Genomic DNA, 18,864 nt, shown 5'->3' with positions numbered 1-18,864 from the left:
AAACTTAAAAACATTAGTAAATTTGAAGAATAAAATAGATAAAATGTCCTAAACCGAAAGGTGAACACAATTTTACCAAATTTTAAAAAGAATTAGAAAATGAAAATAGAGCAAATTTATACAGGTTGTTTAGCACATGCGGCTTATTATATTGAAAGTAATGGTGAAGCAGCAATTATTGACCCATTAAGAGAAGTACAGCCTTATATTAATAGAGCAAAATTAGATGATGCTAAAATAAAATACATATTTGAAACACATTTTCATGCAGATTTTGTTTCAGGTCATTTAGATTTAAAAGAAAAATCGGGAGCACAAATAGTGTTTGGCCCAACAGCAAAACCTTCTTATGATGCTATAATTGCTGAAGACGGACAAGTATTTGAAGTTGGTGATTACAAAATAAAAGTCATCCATACTCCAGGGCATACTATGGAAAGTACTACCTATTTGTTGATAGATGAAAACGAAAAAGAGCATGGTATTGTTACAGGAGATACATTGTTTATTGGTGATGTTGGTCGTCCTGATTTAGCACAAAAAATTGTTTCAGATTTAACACAAGAAAAATTAGCAGGCTATTTATATGATTCTCTTCGTAATAAAATTATGCCTTTAAGTGATGATTTAATTGTGTACCCTAATCATGGTGCAGGTTCTGCTTGTGGTAAAAACATGAGTAAAGAAACTACAGATACTTTAGGGCATCAAAAAGAAGTAAATTATGCATTACGTGCAGATATGACTAAAGCCGAATTTATAGCCGAACTATTAGATGGTTTGTCAGAGCCTCCAGCATATTTTCCGCAAAATGTAATGATGAATATTCAAGGTTATGAAAGCTTTGATAAAGTAATGACAAAATCTCAAAAACCATTAGCACCAAAAGCTTTTGAAGCTGTAGCTAATGACACAGAAGCTATAGTGTTAGATGTGCGTCATCAAACCGAATTTGTAAAAGGACATATTCCGCGTTCTATTTTTATAGGAATAGATGGTGGTTTTGCTCCATGGGTTGGTGCTTTAATTGCAGATGTAAGTCAGCCTATTTTATTAGTAGCTCCAAAAGGTAGAGAAGAAGAAGTAATTACACGTTTATCTCGTGTTGGTTTTGATAATGTTATTGGTTACTTAGAAGGTAGTTTTGAAGCTTGGAAAAAAGCAGGAATGGAATATGATACCTTAACATCTATTTCTGCAGAAGAATTTGAAAAGCGTTATGAAGATAACAAAGATGTTGTTTTTGATGTTAGAAAAGATGGAGAGTTCACAGCAGAGCATGTAGATGGAGCAAAACACACTGCCTTAGATAATATTAATAACCATTTAAGTGAATTTCCAGAAGATAAACCTTTTTATGTACATTGTGCAGGTGGTTATAGATCTGTAATTGCAGCTTCTATTTTAAAAAGTAGAGGTATACACAACTTAATAGATGTTGCTGGTGGTTATGATGCCATTAAAAAAACATCCTTACCAAGAACAGATTTTGTTTGTCCTACCACATTAAAATAATTCTTAGTTTTTTTAGTTCGTTAAAAGCGCATATTACACTCTTGTAGTATGCGCTTTTTTGTATATAATATGTAACAAAAGTTACCTGCTATGGTTTTATAATTTATTAACTTTATAGAAATATAAAACACGTTATAAAGAGTAGATTTACAGTGATTTATGTTGTTTTTTTGCTAAGGCATAAAATTAGCAAAAATAAATCTTAGTCTTAAGGGTGAACCCATTTTACCATAATATAAAATTATAACAAAAATGAAAACTTCAATAATAGTACAAAATTTAAAATGTGGTGGTTGTGCACATACTATTACTACTAAACTTTCAGAAATTGAAAACATATCAAACATTACTATAGATGTAAATGATAGTAAAGTATTTTTTAATTATATTAATGAGGCAGATGCTTTAGCTGTAAAAGATAAGCTTAAAACTTTAGGTTATCCTTCTATTGATGATGCTAATTCATTAACCTCAAAAGCCAAATCTTTTGTAAGTTGTGCAACAGGTAAGCTTTCAACATAAAATATCATAAAATGAAAAAATCAATAGTACTCACTTTTTTATCTATTTTAATTTTTAGCTGTAATAATTCTAAAAGCAAAGAATATACAGCTTTTGAAAAAAAAATGGAGGCCAAAAAGCACCCTGGAAAAAAATTAATGGAAACCAATTGCTATACTTGTCATAGTCCAACTGCTAGCCAGGAAGATAGAATTGGTCCGCCAATGGTTGCTATAAAAAAACATTATATTAACGAAAACACCTCAAAAGAAGAATTTATAGCTGCAATGCAATCTTGGATTAAAAACCCAAATGCAGAAGATGCAAAAATGTTTGGCGCAGTAAAACGTTTTGGGGTTATGCCAAAACAAGCATTTCCTGAGGAGACCATTTTTCAAATTTCAGATTATATGTTTGATTTTGATATAGAGCAACCAGAATGGTTTGAAAACCATTTTAATCAAGAAAGAGGAAAAGGTAAGGGACAAGGAAAAGGTAAAGGTATGAACATGCAGCAAGCACAAACAAATTTTGATACTTTACCTTATGGAGAACGTGGTTTAAAATATGCATTATCTACTAAAGCTGTTTTAGGTAAAAACTTAATGGGAACCATTCAAAAAAAAGGAACTTTAGAAGCTTTAGCATTTTGTAACGAAAAAGCATATCCTTTAACAGATAGTATGTCTGTAGTACATCAAGCTACTATTAAACGTGTTTCAGATAAACCTAGAAACCAAAATAATAAAGCAAATAATAAAGAATTAGCATATATTAATTCTTTTAAAAAAGATATAAAAAACAATATGGAGCCAAAACCTATTGTAGATCAGCTAGACAATAAAGTACATGTATATTACCCTATTACAACAAATGCCATGTGTTTACAATGTCATGGCAAACCAGAACAAGATATAACGAAACCTACATTAAGTAAACTTACTAGTTTATATCCTCAAGACAAAGCTACAGGTTATACTATAAATGAGGTTAGAGGTATTTGGAGTATAACTTTTGATAAATAAATAGTATCAGGTATGAGCAAATTTTCAGAATTAATAAATAAAGACACTCCTGTATTAGTAGATTTTTATGCAGAGTGGTGTGGACCATGTAAAATGATGAGTCCTATTTTAAAGGATCTTAAAGATACTTTAAAAGATAGAGTATCTATTATTAAAATTGATGTAGATAAAAATCAGGCTCTTGCAGCAAAATATCAAGTAAGAGGTGTGCCTACAATGCTTTTGTTTAAAAATGGAAAGCAGGTATGGAGACAATCTGGTATGCTTCAAAAAGAAGAATTAATGAACGTAATTACAGCGCCTTATTAATGGATTTGACCGAAGGTTTTTGGGATAATAGATATAAAACATTGGATATTGGTTGGGACTTAGGAAAAATATCTCCTCCTTTAAAAAACTATTTTGATCAATTAACCAATAAAAATCTAAGAATATTAATTCCAGGAGGTGGTAATAGTTATGAGGCAGAGTACCTTCATCATAAAGGGTTTAATAATGTGTATGTAGTAGATTTATCTAAAACAGCACTTAAAAATATTAAAACTAGAGTACCATCATTTCCTTCATCACATCTTATTCAAAATAATTTTTTTGATGTAGATATGCGTTTCGATGTAATTATAGAACAAACTTTTTTTTGTGCAATACATCCTAGTTTAAGACTTTCTTACGCTGCCAAACTTTTTGAAATCTTGCATGCAAAAGGCAAAGTTGTAGGTTTACTTTTTAATGTTCCTTTAAAGGATACAAAACCACCTTTTGGAGGATGTAAAAAAGAATATTTACAACATTTTAATCCTTATTTTGATATTAAAATAATGGAAGAAGCTAAAAACTCCGTGGTAGCAAGACAAGGAAAAGAGTTGTTTTTTATTATGCAGAAAAAAAAATTAAACCACTAAAATTTATTAGTTATACTATATGTAACTTATGTTACTTACCTCCTTTAACTAATGTCTTACATTTGAAAAATAGAAGTTGTTCTTGCAACTTAATGATTGATTAATAGCAAAAAAAGCATCTTAACCCCTTAAGATGCTTTTTATTTCCTGACAAATGTCATATTTATAATTAATGATTAATAGTATTTTTACATTGTTAAATACTAAAAAATAATTTTATGATATCTCAAAGCATTGCATTATCTAATTGGAATAACGGAGTTATAATAATTGCTATTTTTGGATTGGTTTGTCTAGCACTTGTTGGTTTTTTAATAAAGTTTATGGCTACAAGTGACAGAAATAAAAAAGATGAGCCTAAAGAAAGATAACTTTTATTAAAGATAAAGAGTACGTATAAAGAATAATTTATATTTAAATACTAAAATAAAAAAGTAGCGCATATATACATGCGCTACTTTTTTTATGCAAGCTGTGTTGTATTAAAATTTATATTGTAAAAAGGCTGAAAAATTACGACCTGGTTCTGTAATTGGTGTTCTTCCAAAGTCTGCTTGGTTTGTAAACGAAAAGTTTAAATGGTTGTTATATGCTTCGTCTAAAACATTAATTACTGCTACACCTAAAGTAATATTATTAATAGGTTTTACACCAAAACGTACATCTAAAGTTTGGTAACCATCAGTTTCTGTTTCTCCAAAACTTTCAGATATATTTTCTTGTTTAGATACTACGTTGTATTGTATGTTTCCCCATAATTTTTCTTTTTGAAATCCTAAACTTAATGTAGTATTAAATGGAGGAGTTAAAGGTAGTGACTCTTTTAAGTCTTTGTTTTTTGCATACACATAGGCAAACGCTGTTTTAAAATAATAGTCTTTTAAAAAGTCTAATTGCGCCATTGCTTCAAAACCAGTTTTATAAGCTTCGTCTATGTTTTTAAATACTTTTACGCTTGTAGGCTCTGCTGTGGCATTAAACTTTTTTGTAATGGTTGGGTCTATTACACCAACAATATAATTTTCAAAAAAGGAATAATAAAAAGAAGTTTCATAAGTAAATCTATTAAAGCCGTTTTTTAAAGTTTCTTTTCCTTTAAAACCAATTTCAAATTGATTATTTACTTCTGCTTTTAAATTTGGGTTACCAACATACTCATAAGGATCTTGACCAACAGTAAAGTGATTAATAAAACGTTCAATCATATTTGCAGAACGTACACCACGACCATAAGCAGCTTCTAATGTAAAATTATTTGATACTTTGTTTTTAATAGAGAAGGTTCCGCTTACATTGTGTTCTGTTTGCTTTTCTAAATCATACATAGCAGCAAAATCTGCTTCAGGATCTTGTATGTCTGATGTTACATTGTCATAACGTATTCCTGCGGTAAATATGGTTTTAGTATTTATAGTGTATTTTGCTTCTGTAAATATCCCTAAATCTGTAATGTAAGCGTCTTGCCAAACTTTATCATTAAATGTCATAGGTGTTGTTAACATATTTCCATTCATTATTTTAACTAATCTAGTTCTTCCGCCATCTCTAGCAATATGCATAGCATCTAAACCAGAAAATAGGTTTAGTTTTTTTAATGGTTTCCAGTTTAGTTCTAATTTTCCACCAATGGTTGTAGCATCTACAGCAGATGAGGCTTCGGTCATCATAAATGAAGGTCTATTGGCATTAGTCATTAAATGATCTACATAACTGTAATAGGCTTTTGCTGTTAATGATGTAGCTATTTTACCCATATTATCTAATTTATAATCTAAAGATAAAATACTACTATCATCATACTCTGTGTCCATTGCTAATGCAGCATGTTGTACATCACGACCAAAAGATTGTCTCCAATGGGCTTGCAAACGTTGGTTATCTGTGAAATTATAACCTAATTTAATTCCGTAATCTGTACTTCTAAAAGACGAAGGGATTTCGGTTCCATCACCATCTTCGTAATTGCCAAAATCTCTGTAACCAGCGTTAGCAACAATATCATATTTTTCTTGAATGTATTGTAATTGCGCAAGGTTAACTAAAGAGTTTCCGTTGCTTTCATAGCCAGCAGAAATTTTTCCGTGTAAGCCATAATCTTCATAATCTGGTTTTTGCGTTACTAAATTAACAATACCTCCAAAAGTAGCTCCATATCTTACAGTATAAGGGCCTTTTATAATTTCAATTTTCGATATTTCTTCAGGAATAATATGTGTTGTTATAGGATCCATTCTGTTTGGGCATGCATGCATTGCCTTTGTACCACCATCATATTGAATATTTAATTGTTCATACTGCGAAGCTCTAAAGGAAGGATCTATAGCATAGTTACCTCTTTTAATAACCGAAAAACCGTTGATATTATTAAATAAGTCGGCAACGTTTTTAGGTTGTACAATTTTTTCGTCATATTTATTAGATACAATTGTTAGCACTGGATCTTTTTTTAAATCTCCGGTAACAATAACTTCATCTAAGGTGGTTAATTTTTTTTCTGTACTGTCTTTTTTAGTTTCTTTCTGTTCTTGACCAAAAGACATAGCTGTAATTAGTGTGCATAATAACACACCATATAATGTTTTCATGTATAGTATTTTTATGTTTTATTTCTGTGTTTGCAGTATAGATTACTGCTGTCTACGTTATAAAATCTATACTTGAGGAGGATGAAAACAATCGTTTGTTTTATTAAACGAATATAGGTTTTGATATGCTATTGCGTTTTGTTTTTTAAGATATGTTGTTTTAGTAAATACAAATGTTTCTAATGGGTTTGTATAAAAGATTAATACTTTAAAATCAATAATGTTTTCTGGTGTTTTTTGCTCTTTATCTTGTGTTTGTGCAACTTTTTTTAAATGACATTTACCATTACATTTTAATTCTGGTTTATCTTGGTTTATACAAAAGGACTCTATAAAACCAATAGTATCTATATTATAATAAGCATAAGTTAAAGATACTCTTGTACTATTTACTAATAGGAGTAGTGTTAAAATAATTGCAAATATGTACGTGCTTATTTTCATAATAGCAAAAATAAGATATAGTGTTAGTATCAAAGATGATTTTTATCATGTTTAGCTTTAATAAAGACCTTTTTATCCAATATTGTTAATGCTTATAATACTATAGGTATTTGATATGGTTTAAGTGATATTTGTTACACATTATCAGGTACTTATAAGGTAATTTTACATTATTGATAATTAATAAAACACGACATATTATGAATACATTAGAAACAACACAAGAAGAAACATCAGCAATGCCAAGAATTGGAGATAAAGCACCTCAATTTAAAGCAGTAACAACACAAGGAGAAATTAATTACCCTTCAGATTATAAAGGAAAATGGTCTATACTATTTAGTCATCCTGCAGATTTTACACCAGTGTGTACATCAGAGTTTATGACCTTTGCACATTTAGAAGAAAAATTTGAAAAAGCTAACTGTAGCCTTATAGGTTTATCTATTGATGGTTTATATAGTCATATTGCTTGGCTTAGAACTATTAAAGATAAAATGGAGTTTAACGGCATGAAAAACATAGAGGTTAAATTTCCTTTAATTGAAGATATTTCTATGGAAGTGGCTAAAAAATACGGAATGATTCAGCCAGGAGAAAGTAAAACTCAAGCGGTTAGAGCTGTCTTTTTTGTAGATCCAAATGAAACTGTTAGAGCTATTATTTATTACCCATTAAGTTTAGGTCGTAATTTTGATGAGTTATACAGAGCCTTAATAGCAATGCAAACTTCTGATAAGTTTAACGTTGCAACTCCTGCAGATTGGAATCCTGGTGATGATGTTATTGTATCTCCAGCAGGATCTTGTGGTGTGGCTGAAGAACGTATGACATCTACTGAAGAATTAGATTGTAAAGATTGGTTCTTCTGTACCAAAAAACTAGGTAAAGAGGAAGTTTTAGACGCAATTCTTAAAAAGTAAAAGATAGATTAGGTGTAGATAAAAGCCTCATTTTGAGGCTTTTTTTTATAAAAGGCTTTAGGATTTGCACTTGCTTTTAGTTATATTTCTATAAAGCGATTTTTTGATTAATACATAAAATAATCATTGTTTAATGTTACTATATATAGTAGCAATTATAAACCATTAAAAAGAAAATTATTATGAAGGTTATACAATTTGAAGACAAACCATTAGCGCATTATTCATACGCTATTATTAGTGGTAATGAAATGGCTTTAGTAGATCCAGCAAGAGATCCAAAACCCTATTATCAATTGGCAGAAAAGCATCATGCTACAATTAAAGCTGTTTTTGAAACACATCCTCATGCAGATTTTGTGAGTAGTCATTTGCAAATTCATCATGAAACAGGAGCAAAAATTTATGTTAGTAAATTAGTAGGTGCTAATTATAAACATGAAACTTTTGATGATGGTAAAACAATCACTTTAGGTAAAGTTGTCTTTTCTGCAATCAATTCTCCTGGTCACTCTCCAGATAGTATAACTATACTAGCTGTAGATGCTAAAAATAATCATGCTATGTTCTCTGGTGACACTCTCTTTATTGGTGATGTAGGTCGTCCAGATTTAAGAGAAAAAGCAGGTAATATGAAAGCTAAAAGAGAAGAATTAGCAAAAAGCATGTATCATACCATGCAAACTAAATTTAATCATTTACCAGATACTACAATTGTATATCCTGCTCATGGAGCAGGTTCTTTGTGTGGTAAAAATATGAGTTTAGATTCTCAAAGTACCTTAGGAAGGGAACGCAAAGAAAATTGGGCGTTTAAAAATATGGCCGAAGAACAATTTGTAAACCACATTTTAAAAGATCAGTCATTTATTCCTTCGTATTTTGGGTTTAATGTGGATATTAATAAAACTGGTGCAAATAATTTTAATTCTGATTTTTGTCGTATTCCATTTCAATTCAGAATTACAACATTTATACCAGATAGTAATGTAATTGTAGATGTTAGAAAAGCTTCAGATTTTAAAGAAAACCATTTAAAAGGAAGTATCAATATAATAGCGGAAACCGAAGATGATAAGCTGGAAACTTGGTTAGGATCTATTATAGCACCTAATGAAGGTTTTCATTTGGTTATAAATTCTGTAAACGATTTAAATACTATACTTAGCCGAATAGCTAAAATTGGGTACGAAAAACAAATACAATCTATAATTACTTTAGGAACAAAGCGTTTTGAAACTTTTAAAGACTTAGATCTTAAAGATTTCAAAAATAATCCAGAAAAATTCACAATTATTGATATTAGAAATAAAAGTGAAGTAGCGGAAAGCAAAATTTTTGAAAAAGCTATTTCCATTCCTTTACATGAATTAAGAAATTCAAAAGATAAAATCCCAACCAATAAGCCAATCGTTGTTCATTGTGCTGGAGGTTACAGAAGTGCTGCAGGAAGCAGTGTGATTTCTAATATATTAGAAAACAAAACGGTTTATGATTTAAGTGATGATGTAGAACAATTTAAAGAGTAGAGGTATTGAAGTCTAAAAATGATTATAGGTGTCTTGCTATTCAATCAGTGCTTTTTGTAGTCTATTATCTTCGGTTAAAACCTACAGTAATTTTTTCAGATTGATTACGCTATCAAATATTAACAAATACATAAAAACAGAATTAACAATGAACAAATCAAAATATCTATTCTTAGTGCTAACTATGGTTTTGACTTTTATAGGTTGTAAAGAAAAAAAGGACCATCCTAATGCAAATCATCACACCAAACAAGACTCGAAAAAAGAGGAAGGCCATCATGGACATCATCATAAATCGGACAGTTCAAAAACGGCAAATGACTATATGCACCAATCAAATACTGAAGATTTAATAGAACGTTTTGAATCAAAAGAGCGTGATGACTACCAAAAGCCAGAAATAGTGCTTGAATACCTTGGAGATTTAAAGAATAAAAAAATAATGGATATTGGTGCAGGTTCAGGCTATTTCTCAGTAAAACTAGCAGAAAAAGGAGCACAAGTTATTGCAGCTGATGTTAGTGATGAATTTCAAGAGGTCATACAAAAACGCATAGAAGATAATAAACTAGAAAATATAGAGCTTCGAAAAATTCCATACGACAGTCCAAATTTAGCAGATAATGAAGTTGACATGGTGTTAATTGTAAATACCTATCATCATATTGAAAACCGAATCGATTATTTTTTAAAAGTTAAAAAAGGAATCAAACAAGAAGGTGAATTGGTTATCATCGATTATTTTAAAAAAGAACTTCCGGTTGGCCCACCAACAAACCATAAAATTGATTTGGAAACTGTAAAACAAGAATTAACAAAAGCAGGTTACACACAATTAGATGTCAATGTAGATTTACTGCCTTACCAATTTATCATTAGAGCAAAGTAATTATGAAAGACTTTTGGAATGAACGGTATGCAAATGAAGAATTTGCTTATGGTACCGAACCTAACGTGTTTTTTAAGCAACAATTAGATAAACTAAAACCAGGAAAACTATTGCTTCCGGCTGAAGGTGAAGGTCGAAATGCAGTATATGCAGCCGCTCAAGGTTGGGAAGTAACTGCTTTTGATATGAGTGTAAAAGGTAAAGAAAAAGCCTTACAATTAGCAAAATTGAAAGGCGTTGCTATTACTTATGAAGTTGTAGGTGTAGAAGAATTTAAAACCGATGAGAAGTTTGATGCTATAGGTTTAAGTTTTGTGCATTTTCCAGTAGAAATTCGTAAAAAGGCACATCAAAATTTACTTCCATTTTTAAAAGTTGGAGGAGAAGTTGTTTTAGAAGGTTTTGCAAAAGCGCAATTAGGTAATGCTTCTGGTGGACCTAAAAAGGAAAGTATGTTGTTTTCTATAGAAGAAATAAAAGAAGATTTTTCGGCATTAGAGGTTAAATTGTTACAAGAGAATACTATCGAACTTTCTGAAGGTAATTATCACAAAGGAAAAGCAGAAGTGATACGGTTTTTGGGTGTAAAGCCTTAAAAAAATATAATTAGAATAATAAAAAAAAGCCTCCTAAGAGGCTTTTTTTTATTAAAACAGTTATGCTTTATCCATCTAGGTTTACCGTTTTAATGAAATTCATAATCCGTTTGAGGTACTGTTGAAAAAGAATACTCACCAAGATAATCACAGTATGCTCTTCCTTCTAAAGTTGGCGATACAGGCGAATTCTTTTTTAAGTATTCTTCAACAGCTTCATGTATGGTGTAATCTTTTACTTCAACATCCTTAACATTTGCCATTCTACATAAATTGTCAATTGGATCACCAGGACGCACACATGCAGAAATGGTATAATATGCATCGTCTTGCATTTCTTTTCCTTTCACAATTATAGATTTAATTCTTTTTCCTCTTTCCTTCTGACTATTAAAATCTACTTTCATACCAGAAAAACGTACCAACCAACCTCCAAAACGTTCGGTTGGGTCTTGCGAAAAGGCATTATGCATTTCTTTTTCTAACCACTCTTTAATTTGTTTACCAGTTGCTTTTCCTGTTTTTACAGGCTCATTTACAGGAAGTAAATTCCATAAATTAGCTCTTGTAATTGGAGCTGGTTTACCATCTGCAGGAACTATTGGGTTTCCAAAACGAAAACCATTAGATATAGAAATATCTACACCAGTTTTCCAACGTGCAGCATCTGTAATCATATTATCCATTGGGTTTTCAACCGTTAAGTATCTGTAAATTGGTGTGTTGGTATATCCAATAATGGTTTCTAAATTTTCTTTGTAAGGTGCTTTTTCGGTATCTATAAGATCCTGAATCGTTTTGTCTGCAGGATATACTTCAGGATCTACATCAATAAGTTTATAATCATCTCCTACTAATTTGCCATCTACAAAATGCAAGGTTAGCTTACCAACAAAAGAACCAAAGGCACCTGGTTCTGTAACTTTAGCATATTTTCCTTGAATCATTTCACGTACACGTTCATGCGTATCGTTACCTAATATATAATCGACATGTTCTGCAATAGGATTATTAGCCAATTCTACTTGTTTAAAAATACCAATATGTGTTACCAAGAAAAGGACATCTATTTTTTCTTTAATCTTGATATCATCTACCATTTTTTTAAGTTTTTCATCCAAACCACTAAAACCAATACCTTTACTAAAAATAGGGTTTTGTCTAACAGGAACGTCTGGATCATTAATGCCCACAAAACCTAAACGGATGCCATCGATTTCTTTTACAGCATATGCAGGAAATAATGGTTTTTCATCATCATCATTAAACATATTTTGAACTATAACGTTGGTTTCGTAACCTTTCATAATTTCTAGCATCATGTCCTTGCCATAAACCACTTCCCAGTTACCAGGAATAATAACATCGTAGCCCATGTTTTTAACAACATCTTGCATTACTTTACCTTCAGATAAAGCAGCATAACCACTTCCTTGTATTAAATCGCCTCCATCTACAATAATGGTTTTGTTTGGGTTTGCTTCACGTTCTTTATCAAAAAGGGTTTTAATATTGGCAAGACCACCACGATTTTTAAAGACAATTTTTTCGTCTTCCCAAAATAATTCGGGATGTGTGTCTAACTGTCCGTGAATATCTGCAGTTTGTAAAATGCTTATACTTAAAGTGTCTTTTTTGGTTGTACTAATATCTGCTTTTTGATTTTTCTTTTCCGAATTACAAGAAAAGATTGAAGCTAAAATTCCTAAAACAAAAACAGTTTTAAAAATTAATTTTTTATTGGTTGTCATAATTAAAGGCTTAAGTTTTTATAATCTTGTTTTTGAAGTTGGAAGTTGTATAAAATTCCGTTTTCAACAATTTTAATTGCTTTAGGAACAGATGCTCTTTCTATTTTAAATTTATCAAGTGAAAATCCGCAAGCAACTATAGTTACTCCAGCTTTTTCTGCTTTTTCAATGAATTTATTAATTTTCTCAGGATCTGTTATATCTCCAATATTTTGACCGCAAATAATAACTTCAAAATCACCAAAATCTTTTCCTTCTTCGGCTTTTAGCGCTTCAGCAGTTAAGATAATAGGTTGTAATTGTGCTACTTTTTTTGTTACTACTACGTAATCATTTTTTGTATGATTTTGTGAGTTTTGTGCTTGAATGGTAGTACTAACAAATAATGTAAGTACTAAAAGTATTGAAGTATAAAATATGTTTTTCATTTTTAATTTTGTTTTAAGAGGTTGTTGGTGTCGTTCAGTATAAAAAATAGAAGTCCACCTAAAATTGCTATGTTTTTAAATAAAGGCCCAAGTGTGGTAATTTGACCAACTTGAATGGTTAAGGTAATAGGTACTAAAACTGCCACCAATACAATTGCTGCCCATTTGGTTTTGTAACCAATAAGGAATAGAAATCCAGCGATAAGCATTACAATACCAGAAAGTATAATTAGCCATTTTGGTTCGCCAAAAAAGTAAGCGATACCTTTAAAACTGGCTTGTTCTATTCGTTGCGTAGTTTTTTCTATATGAAGCAAGTGGTTAAAACCAGCTATTAGAAATATGCCACTCACCAATATGCGTAACAATTGTATGGAACGACGGCTTATTAAAATTTTTGTCGCCATTATTAAATAGTATAAAATGAGTATTAAATATGTGAAAACTATCTTTGTGAGATGTTTTTCAGGTTGCTGCTATCACAAACGATAGCATGAATTAAAACATTAAATTATACCAAACGAGGAGGAGGAGCAATATGCTCTAAATATCTAAAGCTTAATTTTGAAGAAAAATGTTCATTAAAAACGGTAAAGGGTTCGTTATATAGTATATCCCATGAAAATAACTGAAATTGAAATTGAGATGTACAATAACTGTCTAAACTAATCATTTGTGTAGATAAAGAATTAGTTTGTAATACATTTATATTATCTTTTGCTAGTTTTGGAGAATTCTTCTTTTTGCAATTTGGTTTTACAAAAGTGATTTCATTACCACTAAAAAGAAAATTTAATCCATTAGCATCTATTGCACCTAATTTCACCAAAAAGAGGAGCATTAAAATTATTGATATGTATGCTTTTGTTTTCAAAATAAATACAATTATATAATAAAATATAGGTTTTAAGTGTAACTAATGTTACTTAAAAACGTTAATACGCTGTTAAACACATTTTTTTAAATTTTACTAAGGGTATTCGAGTTTTAACACATTTTAGTTACTTATGTTACATAGTATAAAAAGGATTTAAAATATCTTTACAAAATAAATTTATTGTTTAAAAAAGTCTTTTCAATATGGAGGATATGCTCTTTTACGATAGAATGCAGTTTGCATTTACTATTACATTTCACTATTTATTTCCGCAATTAACCATGGGATTATCATTAATGATAGTCTATTTTAAAGGTAAGTTTCTATTTTCTAAATTGGAAAAATATAACGATGCTGCAAAATTTTGGATGAAGATTTTTGCGCTTAACTTTGCTATGGGTGTGGTTACAGGAATACCAATGGAGTTTCAGTTTGGTACCAATTGGGCTAAGTTTTCAGAGCTTACAGGAGGTATTATTGGCCAGACTTTAGCCATGGAAGGTATGTTTTCCTTCTTTTTAGAATCGTCCTTTTTAGGACTCTTTTTATTTGGCGAAAAACTAATGGGTCATAAACTGCATTTTCTCACTGGTTTCCTTGTTTTTTTAGGTTCCTGGGCAAGTGGTTATTTAATTATAGCAACCCATTCTTGGATGCAACATCCTGTAGGTTATGAGATTATAGAGAACGGGAGATTTGTATTAAATAACTTTGGCGCTTTATTTTCTAACCCTTGGTTGTTACCTTCTTATTTGCACAATCAAGCTGCTTCTATTGTTACTTCTTCCTTTGTGGTTGCTGCTATTGGAGCCTTTTATTTACTAAATAATAAGCATAATGAATTTGGTAAACTATTTGTAAAAACAGGTGTTGTTTTTGGTTTAATTTCTAGTTTGTTAGTAGCTTTTCCTACAGGAGACTGGACAGCTAAAAACGTAGTAAAACACCAGCCTGCAACATTTGCAGCTATGGAAGGGATTTTTGAAACCGAAGAGGGTGGATCAGAAATTGTATTGATTGGGCAGCCTAATATGTTAGAGAAAAAACTAGATAATAAAATAGCTGTTCCTAATATTTTAAGTTTTTTAACCTATCAAGAATGGGATGCGCAAATAAAAGGTTTAAATGAATTTGATGAAAGTGTACACCCAACAAATGTTCCTGGTTTGTATTACTCTTACCATATTATGGTTGGTTTAGGAACCATTTTTATTGGGTTAATGTTAATTGCTGCAGTACAGTTGTTTAGAAAAAAACTATTTAAAACAAAATGGATTTTATGGTCGCTCATGTTTATGTTACCATTTCCTTATATTGCTAATACAACAGGTTGGTACACTGCAGAATTAGGAAGACAGCCTTGGCTTGTTTATAACCTATTGCGTACTGCAGATGGCGCATCGCCAACAGTATCTTCTGGTAATACTTTATTTACCTTATTAGGTTTTATAGGTTTATACTTACTTCTTGGCTTACTATTTTTAATGTTAGCAGGAAAAATTATTAATAAAGGCCCACAACTAAATCAACACTAATTATGGAATTATTTTGGTATATCGTTTTAATGACAATGTTAGCTGTTTATGTAATTTTAGATGGTTATGATTTTGGAGCAGGAATTATTCATTTATTCTTTGCTAAAAAAGAAAAAGATAAAAAAGCAATCACCAATGCCATTGGTCCTTTTTGGGATGCTAATGAAGTTTGGCTAATTGCAGCAGGAGGTGTTTTGTTTTTTGCTTTTCCTACTTTATATGCTTCTTCTTTTAGCGGCTTTTACTTACCCTTAATAATGATTCTTTGGCTGCTTATTTTTAGAGCTATAGGCTTAGAGTTAAGAGGGCAAATTCACAATACTATATGGCAATCTATTTGGGATAAAGCTTTTGGTATTTCAAGTTTACTTTTAGCACTCTTTTTTGGTGTGGCTTTAGGTAATGTTGTAAGAGGAGTTAATTTAGGAAGTGTGGTTAATGGTGTGTCTACACATGAGGCGCATTATTTTTTCTTACCGCTTTGGAATCCAACTTTTAGTCCGCAAGCAGAACAATTAGGAATTCTAGATTGGTTTACGGTTTTATTAGGAATTGTTGGAGTAGTCGCTTTAACCATTCATGGTGCCAATTGGATTATATTTAAAACCAATTCGGACTTAAATGAAAAATTAAAACGTGTCGTTTTTAATCTTAATTTTGTGCTTTTAGCTTTAGTAATTATTTCATTGCTGGTTTGGCATATTATTGAGCCAAAACCGTTTCATAACTTTTTAGATACACCTTGGTTATGGATTTTTCCTATAATTACATTTACAGGATTATTTGGGTTATTTAAAGTAAAATCATTTCAAAAACACGGAATGGGGTTTTTGTTTTCCTCTTTGTTTTTATTTGGTGGTTTAACATCAACCGTAGCTTCTATTTTTCCAAAAGTATTGCCCTCTACAAATAATGTCAATCCAGATTTAACCTTATACAATGTAGCAGCTCATGAATATGGCCTATCGGTTGGTGTATATTGGTTTGCAATAGCAGTGGTTTTAGTTGCTGCTTATATGGTAATTCAATATCGTGTTTTTAAAGGAAAAATGGATGATGTTGGTTATGGTGAGCATTAATTAAAATTTAAAATTATGACAGGAACATTAATTTCTTTAATTAGTATTTTCATAGGAATCTTAACCGCAAATGTATTTGCTTACATTAAAAAACAATATTCTTTTGGCTTTACAGGAAACACATTAGTAGGTGTTTTTGGTAGCATTTTTTTAATCAAATCTTTTGGTAGGTTAGGTTTTGATCCTTGGTCTATTATGCAAAACGGAACATTTCACAGTTCATTATTTATTATTAACTGTTTGGTTTCTGTTTTAGGAGCTATTTTAGGGCTTATTGCTGTTAAATTTATAACACGCAAATTAAAGTACTCTACCTAAAATATTATATAAAGTAAATAAAAATAATCAAACCGTATTATGTTTGATTATTTTTTGTAAATTTATTAACCAAATGGTTAAACTATATAGTTGATAATGAAAAGAGCAAAAGACGAAAATACCGAAGAGAGAATTTTAGAAGCGGCAAAAAATATTTTTCAATCTAAAGGAATGAATGGAGCACGCATGCAAGAAATTGCAGATAAAGCAGGAATTAATAAGGCAATGCTTCACTATTATTACAGAAATAAACAGTTGTTGTTTGAAGCAGTTTTTAAAAATGCATTTTCCTTATTAGCACCTCAATTAAATGCTGTTTTAAATGAAGATTCTTCCATTGAAGAAAAAGTAAAAAAATTTACTTTAAACTATATAACATTCATTGTTAAGCATCCGTATTTACCAAATTTTATCATTCAAGAACTGAATAGAAATCCAGATTTTATTTTGCAAATGAAAAATAACGAAGGTTTTCCAAATCTAGATATATTTAAAAAACAAGTAGATAAAGAAGTGAAAAAAGGTACTATAAAACCAATTTCTGCTGAACAATTGTTTATCCATATTCTAGCCCTAAATATTTTTCCTTTTGTAGCAAAACCATTAATCATGGCTTTTACAAATGTAGATGAAAAAGCATACAAACAATTAATAGAAGACCGTAAAACGGAAGTTGCTAATTTTATTATCAACTCCATAAAGAATATTTAAAATGAAACATGTAATAGTCCTTTTTATAATCTTAATTACATTATCAAGTACAGCACAACAAAGTATTACTTTACAAGAATGTTACCAGTTAGTTGATCAAAATTATCCGTTAGTAAAACAAAATAAACTTTTAGAGGAGCAAAATAAATTAGATTATCAAGTTTTATCTACATCTAAATTACCTCAAATTAGTTTAGATGCTAAAGCTACCTATCAATCTGATGTGATAGAAATACCTATTGCAAATACAAGTATAGAGCCTTTAAATAAAGATCAATATCGAGCAACACTTTCTGTAAATCAATTAATTTTTAATGGAGGAGCAACAGATGCTTCATTACATTTAAAAACTACACAATTAAAAACAAAACAAAAACAGGTAGAGGTTAGTTTGTATCAACTAAAACAACAAATTAACCAACTCTATTTTTCGGTTTTATTAACTCAAGAAGCTGCCTTGTTATTAAACGCTAAACAAGCGCAATTACAAGCAAAATTAAAAGAAGTGCAATCTGGTATTACATATGGTGTTATTTTACCTACTTCTGATAAAATCTTACAAGCAGAACTATTAAAAATTAAACAACAATATCAAGAGTTAATAAGTAATAAAAGAACACTTATAGAAACGTTATCTAGTTTAATTAATCAACCATTACCAGTTGCAACACAATTTCAAAATCCATTAGTAGAAACAACATTAGAACAGGATTTAAAAAGACCTGAATTAGCACTTTTTGAGCTTAAAAAAGAGGAAATTGAAAATTCAGAAAGTTTATTATCTAAACAAAATGCGCCAAAATTTATTGGTTTTGCAACAGGTGGTTATGGTAATCCAGGATTGAATATGTTAGATAATTCATTTCAAACATTTTATACTGTTGGTGTTTCATTGCAATGGAATGTTTTTGATTGGAATTCTAATAAAAAGCAACGTGAATCACTTATTATTAATAAAGATATTATTGATATAGAAACCGAAATTTTTAAACTAAATACCAATATAGAACTGAATAAACAAATAAAAGAAATTGCTAAAATTGAAACTTTTATAGCTTCCGATGTAGAAATAATCAACCTAAGAAAAGAGGTGCTAAAATCTGCAGATTCACAACTTAAAAATGGTGTGATTACTTCTTCAGCATATATAACAGAATTAACCAATTTATATGAAGACGAAAATACTTTAGTAAAACATAAAATGGAGTTACAACTCGCAAAAGCAAATTATAATATTATCAAAGGACAATAAAAAG

21 protein-coding genes are annotated in these 18,864 nt (G+C 30.2%); 15 read left to right on the top strand and 6 right to left on the bottom strand.

Annotated features, from left to right (window positions below):
• The first annotated feature begins 99 nt into the window (after positions 1 to 99).
• The 6 genes from KO494_RS13010 (at position 100) to KO494_RS12985 (ending at position 4,314) form a co-directional block, all read left to right on the top strand.
• Complete coding sequence (locus tag KO494_RS13010) at positions 100 to 1,515, top strand: rhodanese-like domain-containing protein (RefSeq protein ID WP_215968047.1); 1,416 nt, start codon at positions 100 to 102, stop codon at positions 1,513 to 1,515.
• Positions 1,516 to 1,767: 252 nt separating this feature from the next.
• A complete protein-coding gene (locus tag KO494_RS13005; protein WP_215968046.1) occupies positions 1,768 to 2,037 on the top strand; it encodes a heavy-metal-associated domain-containing protein in 270 nt (89 codons plus the stop codon).
• Positions 2,038 to 2,048: 11 nt separating this feature from the next.
• Complete coding sequence (locus KO494_RS13000) at positions 2,049 to 3,041, top strand: DUF3365 domain-containing protein (protein ID WP_215968045.1); 993 nt, start codon at positions 2,049 to 2,051, stop codon at positions 3,039 to 3,041.
• 12 nt (positions 3,042 to 3,053) lie between these two features.
• Positions 3,054 to 3,350, top strand: coding sequence for a thioredoxin (gene trxA, locus KO494_RS12995; protein WP_215968044.1), 297 nt, complete (start codon positions 3,054 to 3,056; stop codon positions 3,348 to 3,350).
• Positions 3,287 to 3,943 carry an SAM-dependent methyltransferase gene (locus tag KO494_RS12990; RefSeq protein ID WP_368496237.1) on the top strand — a complete coding sequence of 219 codons (657 nt, stop codon included), beginning with the start codon at positions 3,287 to 3,289 and terminating at the stop codon, positions 3,941 to 3,943. Before trxA ends, KO494_RS12990 begins: the two co-directional genes overlap by 64 nt.
• Positions 3,944 to 4,161: 218 nt before the next feature.
• Positions 4,162 to 4,314, top strand: coding sequence for a hypothetical protein (locus KO494_RS12985; RefSeq protein ID WP_215968043.1), 153 nt, complete (start codon positions 4,162 to 4,164; stop codon positions 4,312 to 4,314).
• 111 nt (positions 4,315 to 4,425) lie between these two features.
• Here the strand turns inward: KO494_RS12985 and KO494_RS12980 are convergent, their stop codons facing one another.
• A complete protein-coding gene (locus KO494_RS12980; RefSeq protein WP_215968042.1) occupies positions 4,426 to 6,528 on the bottom strand; it encodes a TonB-dependent receptor in 2,103 nt (700 codons plus the stop codon).
• 66 nt (positions 6,529 to 6,594) lie between these two features.
• Entirely contained in the window at positions 6,595 to 6,972 is a 378-nt protein-coding gene (locus KO494_RS12975) for a hypothetical protein (RefSeq protein WP_215968041.1), read from the bottom strand.
• Between the two features lie 200 nt (positions 6,973 to 7,172).
• Between KO494_RS12975 and KO494_RS12970 the strand changes: the two genes are divergently transcribed.
• From KO494_RS12970 to KO494_RS12955, 4 genes are all read left to right on the top strand, one after another.
• Positions 7,173 to 7,895, top strand: a complete 723-nt coding sequence (locus KO494_RS12970; RefSeq protein WP_215968040.1) for a peroxiredoxin — start codon at positions 7,173 to 7,175, stop codon at positions 7,893 to 7,895.
• A gap of 182 nt (positions 7,896 to 8,077) precedes the next feature.
• A complete protein-coding gene (locus KO494_RS12965) occupies positions 8,078 to 9,424 on the top strand; it encodes a rhodanese-like domain-containing protein (RefSeq protein ID WP_215968039.1) in 1,347 nt (448 codons plus the stop codon).
• Positions 9,425 to 9,608: 184 nt separating this feature from the next.
• Positions 9,609 to 10,313, top strand: coding sequence for a class I SAM-dependent methyltransferase (locus KO494_RS12960; RefSeq protein ID WP_252730394.1), 705 nt, complete (start codon positions 9,609 to 9,611; stop codon positions 10,311 to 10,313).
• Between the two features lie 2 nt (positions 10,314 to 10,315).
• On the top strand, positions 10,316 to 10,909 hold the full coding sequence (locus tag KO494_RS12955; RefSeq protein WP_215968038.1) for a bifunctional 2-polyprenyl-6-hydroxyphenol methylase/3-demethylubiquinol 3-O-methyltransferase UbiG: 594 nt from the start codon (positions 10,316 to 10,318) through the stop codon (positions 10,907 to 10,909).
• 89 nt (positions 10,910 to 10,998) lie between these two features.
• Here KO494_RS12955 and KO494_RS12950 read toward each other — a convergent pair whose 3' ends face one another.
• The 4 genes from KO494_RS12950 to KO494_RS12935 form a co-directional block, all read right to left on the bottom strand.
• A complete protein-coding gene (locus KO494_RS12950) occupies positions 10,999 to 12,660 on the bottom strand; it encodes a bifunctional UDP-sugar hydrolase/5'-nucleotidase (RefSeq protein ID WP_215968037.1) in 1,662 nt (553 codons plus the stop codon).
• A 2-nt stretch (positions 12,661 to 12,662) separates the two neighbouring features.
• On the bottom strand, positions 12,663 to 13,088 hold the full coding sequence (locus tag KO494_RS12945) for a sulfur reduction protein DsrE (RefSeq protein WP_215968036.1): 426 nt from the start codon (positions 13,086 to 13,088) through the stop codon (positions 12,663 to 12,665).
• A gap of 2 nt (positions 13,089 to 13,090) precedes the next feature.
• Entirely contained in the window at positions 13,091 to 13,495 is a 405-nt protein-coding gene (locus KO494_RS12940; protein WP_215968035.1) for a DoxX family protein, read from the bottom strand.
• A 104-nt stretch (positions 13,496 to 13,599) separates the two neighbouring features.
• Positions 13,600 to 13,962: a hypothetical protein gene (locus tag KO494_RS12935; protein WP_252730393.1), complete on the bottom strand. Its 363-nt coding sequence runs from the start codon at positions 13,960 to 13,962 to the stop codon at positions 13,600 to 13,602.
• Between the two features lie 206 nt (positions 13,963 to 14,168).
• Here KO494_RS12935 and KO494_RS12930 point away from each other — a divergent pair, with 206 nt between their 5' ends.
• From KO494_RS12930 to KO494_RS12910, 5 genes are all read left to right on the top strand, one after another.
• The gene (locus KO494_RS12930) at positions 14,169 to 15,500 is read left to right on the top strand and encodes a cytochrome ubiquinol oxidase subunit I (RefSeq protein ID WP_215968034.1); all 1,332 of its coding nucleotides are present in this window, start codon (positions 14,169 to 14,171) and stop codon (positions 15,498 to 15,500) included.
• A gap of 2 nt (positions 15,501 to 15,502) precedes the next feature.
• The gene (cydB, locus tag KO494_RS12925; protein ID WP_215968033.1) at positions 15,503 to 16,579 is read left to right on the top strand and encodes a cytochrome d ubiquinol oxidase subunit II; all 1,077 of its coding nucleotides are present in this window, start codon (positions 15,503 to 15,505) and stop codon (positions 16,577 to 16,579) included.
• 15 nt (positions 16,580 to 16,594) lie between these two features.
• Entirely contained in the window at positions 16,595 to 16,897 is a 303-nt protein-coding gene (locus KO494_RS12920; RefSeq protein ID WP_215968032.1) for a hypothetical protein, read from the top strand.
• Positions 16,898 to 16,993: 96 nt separating this feature from the next.
• Positions 16,994 to 17,608: a TetR/AcrR family transcriptional regulator gene (locus KO494_RS12915; RefSeq protein WP_215968031.1), complete on the top strand. Its 615-nt coding sequence runs from the start codon at positions 16,994 to 16,996 to the stop codon at positions 17,606 to 17,608.
• 1 nt (position 17,609) lies between these two features.
• A complete protein-coding gene (locus tag KO494_RS12910) occupies positions 17,610 to 18,860 on the top strand; it encodes a TolC family protein (RefSeq protein ID WP_215968030.1) in 1,251 nt (416 codons plus the stop codon).
• Positions 18,861 to 18,864: the final 4 nt, after the last annotated feature.

It is taken from the genome of Lacinutrix sp. C3R15, from assembly GCF_018860825.1.
Taxonomy (GTDB): Bacteria; Bacteroidota; Bacteroidia; order Flavobacteriales; family Flavobacteriaceae; genus Oceanihabitans.
This window is presented reverse-complemented; position numbering and strand designations above follow the sequence as displayed.

Excerpts from the sequence above, each read along its gene's own strand:
- KO494_RS12990 (WP_368496237.1), top strand. The coding sequence starts at position 3,287 with ATGGAGACAATCTGGTATGCTTCAAAAAGAAGAATTAATGAACGTAAT.
- KO494_RS12950 (WP_215968037.1), bottom strand. The coding sequence starts at position 12,660 with ATGACAACCAATAAAAAATTAATTTTTAAAACTGTTTTTGTTTTAGGA.
- cydB (WP_215968033.1), top strand. The coding sequence starts at position 15,503 with ATGGAATTATTTTGGTATATCGTTTTAATGACAATGTTAGCTGTTTAT.
- KO494_RS12920 (WP_215968032.1), top strand. The coding sequence starts at position 16,595 with ATGACAGGAACATTAATTTCTTTAATTAGTATTTTCATAGGAATCTTA.
- KO494_RS12985 (WP_215968043.1), top strand. The coding sequence starts at position 4,162 with ATGATATCTCAAAGCATTGCATTATCTAATTGGAATAACGGAGTTATA.
- KO494_RS12975 (WP_215968041.1), bottom strand. The coding sequence starts at position 6,972 with ATGAAAATAAGCACGTACATATTTGCAATTATTTTAACACTACTCCTA.
- KO494_RS12955 (WP_215968038.1), top strand. The coding sequence starts at position 10,316 with ATGAAAGACTTTTGGAATGAACGGTATGCAAATGAAGAATTTGCTTAT.
- KO494_RS12970 (WP_215968040.1), top strand. The coding sequence starts at position 7,173 with ATGAATACATTAGAAACAACACAAGAAGAAACATCAGCAATGCCAAGA.
- KO494_RS12960 (WP_252730394.1), top strand. The coding sequence starts at position 9,609 with ATGGTTTTGACTTTTATAGGTTGTAAAGAAAAAAAGGACCATCCTAAT.
- KO494_RS13005 (WP_215968046.1), top strand. The coding sequence starts at position 1,768 with ATGAAAACTTCAATAATAGTACAAAATTTAAAATGTGGTGGTTGTGCA.
- KO494_RS12910 (WP_215968030.1), top strand. The coding sequence starts at position 17,610 with ATGAAACATGTAATAGTCCTTTTTATAATCTTAATTACATTATCAAGT.
- trxA (WP_215968044.1), top strand. The coding sequence starts at position 3,054 with ATGAGCAAATTTTCAGAATTAATAAATAAAGACACTCCTGTATTAGTA.
- KO494_RS13010 (WP_215968047.1), top strand. The coding sequence starts at position 100 with ATGAAAATAGAGCAAATTTATACAGGTTGTTTAGCACATGCGGCTTAT.
- KO494_RS12965 (WP_215968039.1), top strand. The coding sequence starts at position 8,078 with ATGAAGGTTATACAATTTGAAGACAAACCATTAGCGCATTATTCATAC.
- KO494_RS12915 (WP_215968031.1), top strand. The coding sequence starts at position 16,994 with ATGAAAAGAGCAAAAGACGAAAATACCGAAGAGAGAATTTTAGAAGCG.
- KO494_RS12940 (WP_215968035.1), bottom strand. The coding sequence starts at position 13,495 with ATGGCGACAAAAATTTTAATAAGCCGTCGTTCCATACAATTGTTACGC.
- KO494_RS12930 (WP_215968034.1), top strand. The coding sequence starts at position 14,169 with ATGGAGGATATGCTCTTTTACGATAGAATGCAGTTTGCATTTACTATT.
- KO494_RS13000 (WP_215968045.1), top strand. The coding sequence starts at position 2,049 with ATGAAAAAATCAATAGTACTCACTTTTTTATCTATTTTAATTTTTAGC.
- KO494_RS12980 (WP_215968042.1), bottom strand. The coding sequence starts at position 6,528 with ATGAAAACATTATATGGTGTGTTATTATGCACACTAATTACAGCTATG.
- KO494_RS12945 (WP_215968036.1), bottom strand. The coding sequence starts at position 13,088 with ATGAAAAACATATTTTATACTTCAATACTTTTAGTACTTACATTATTT.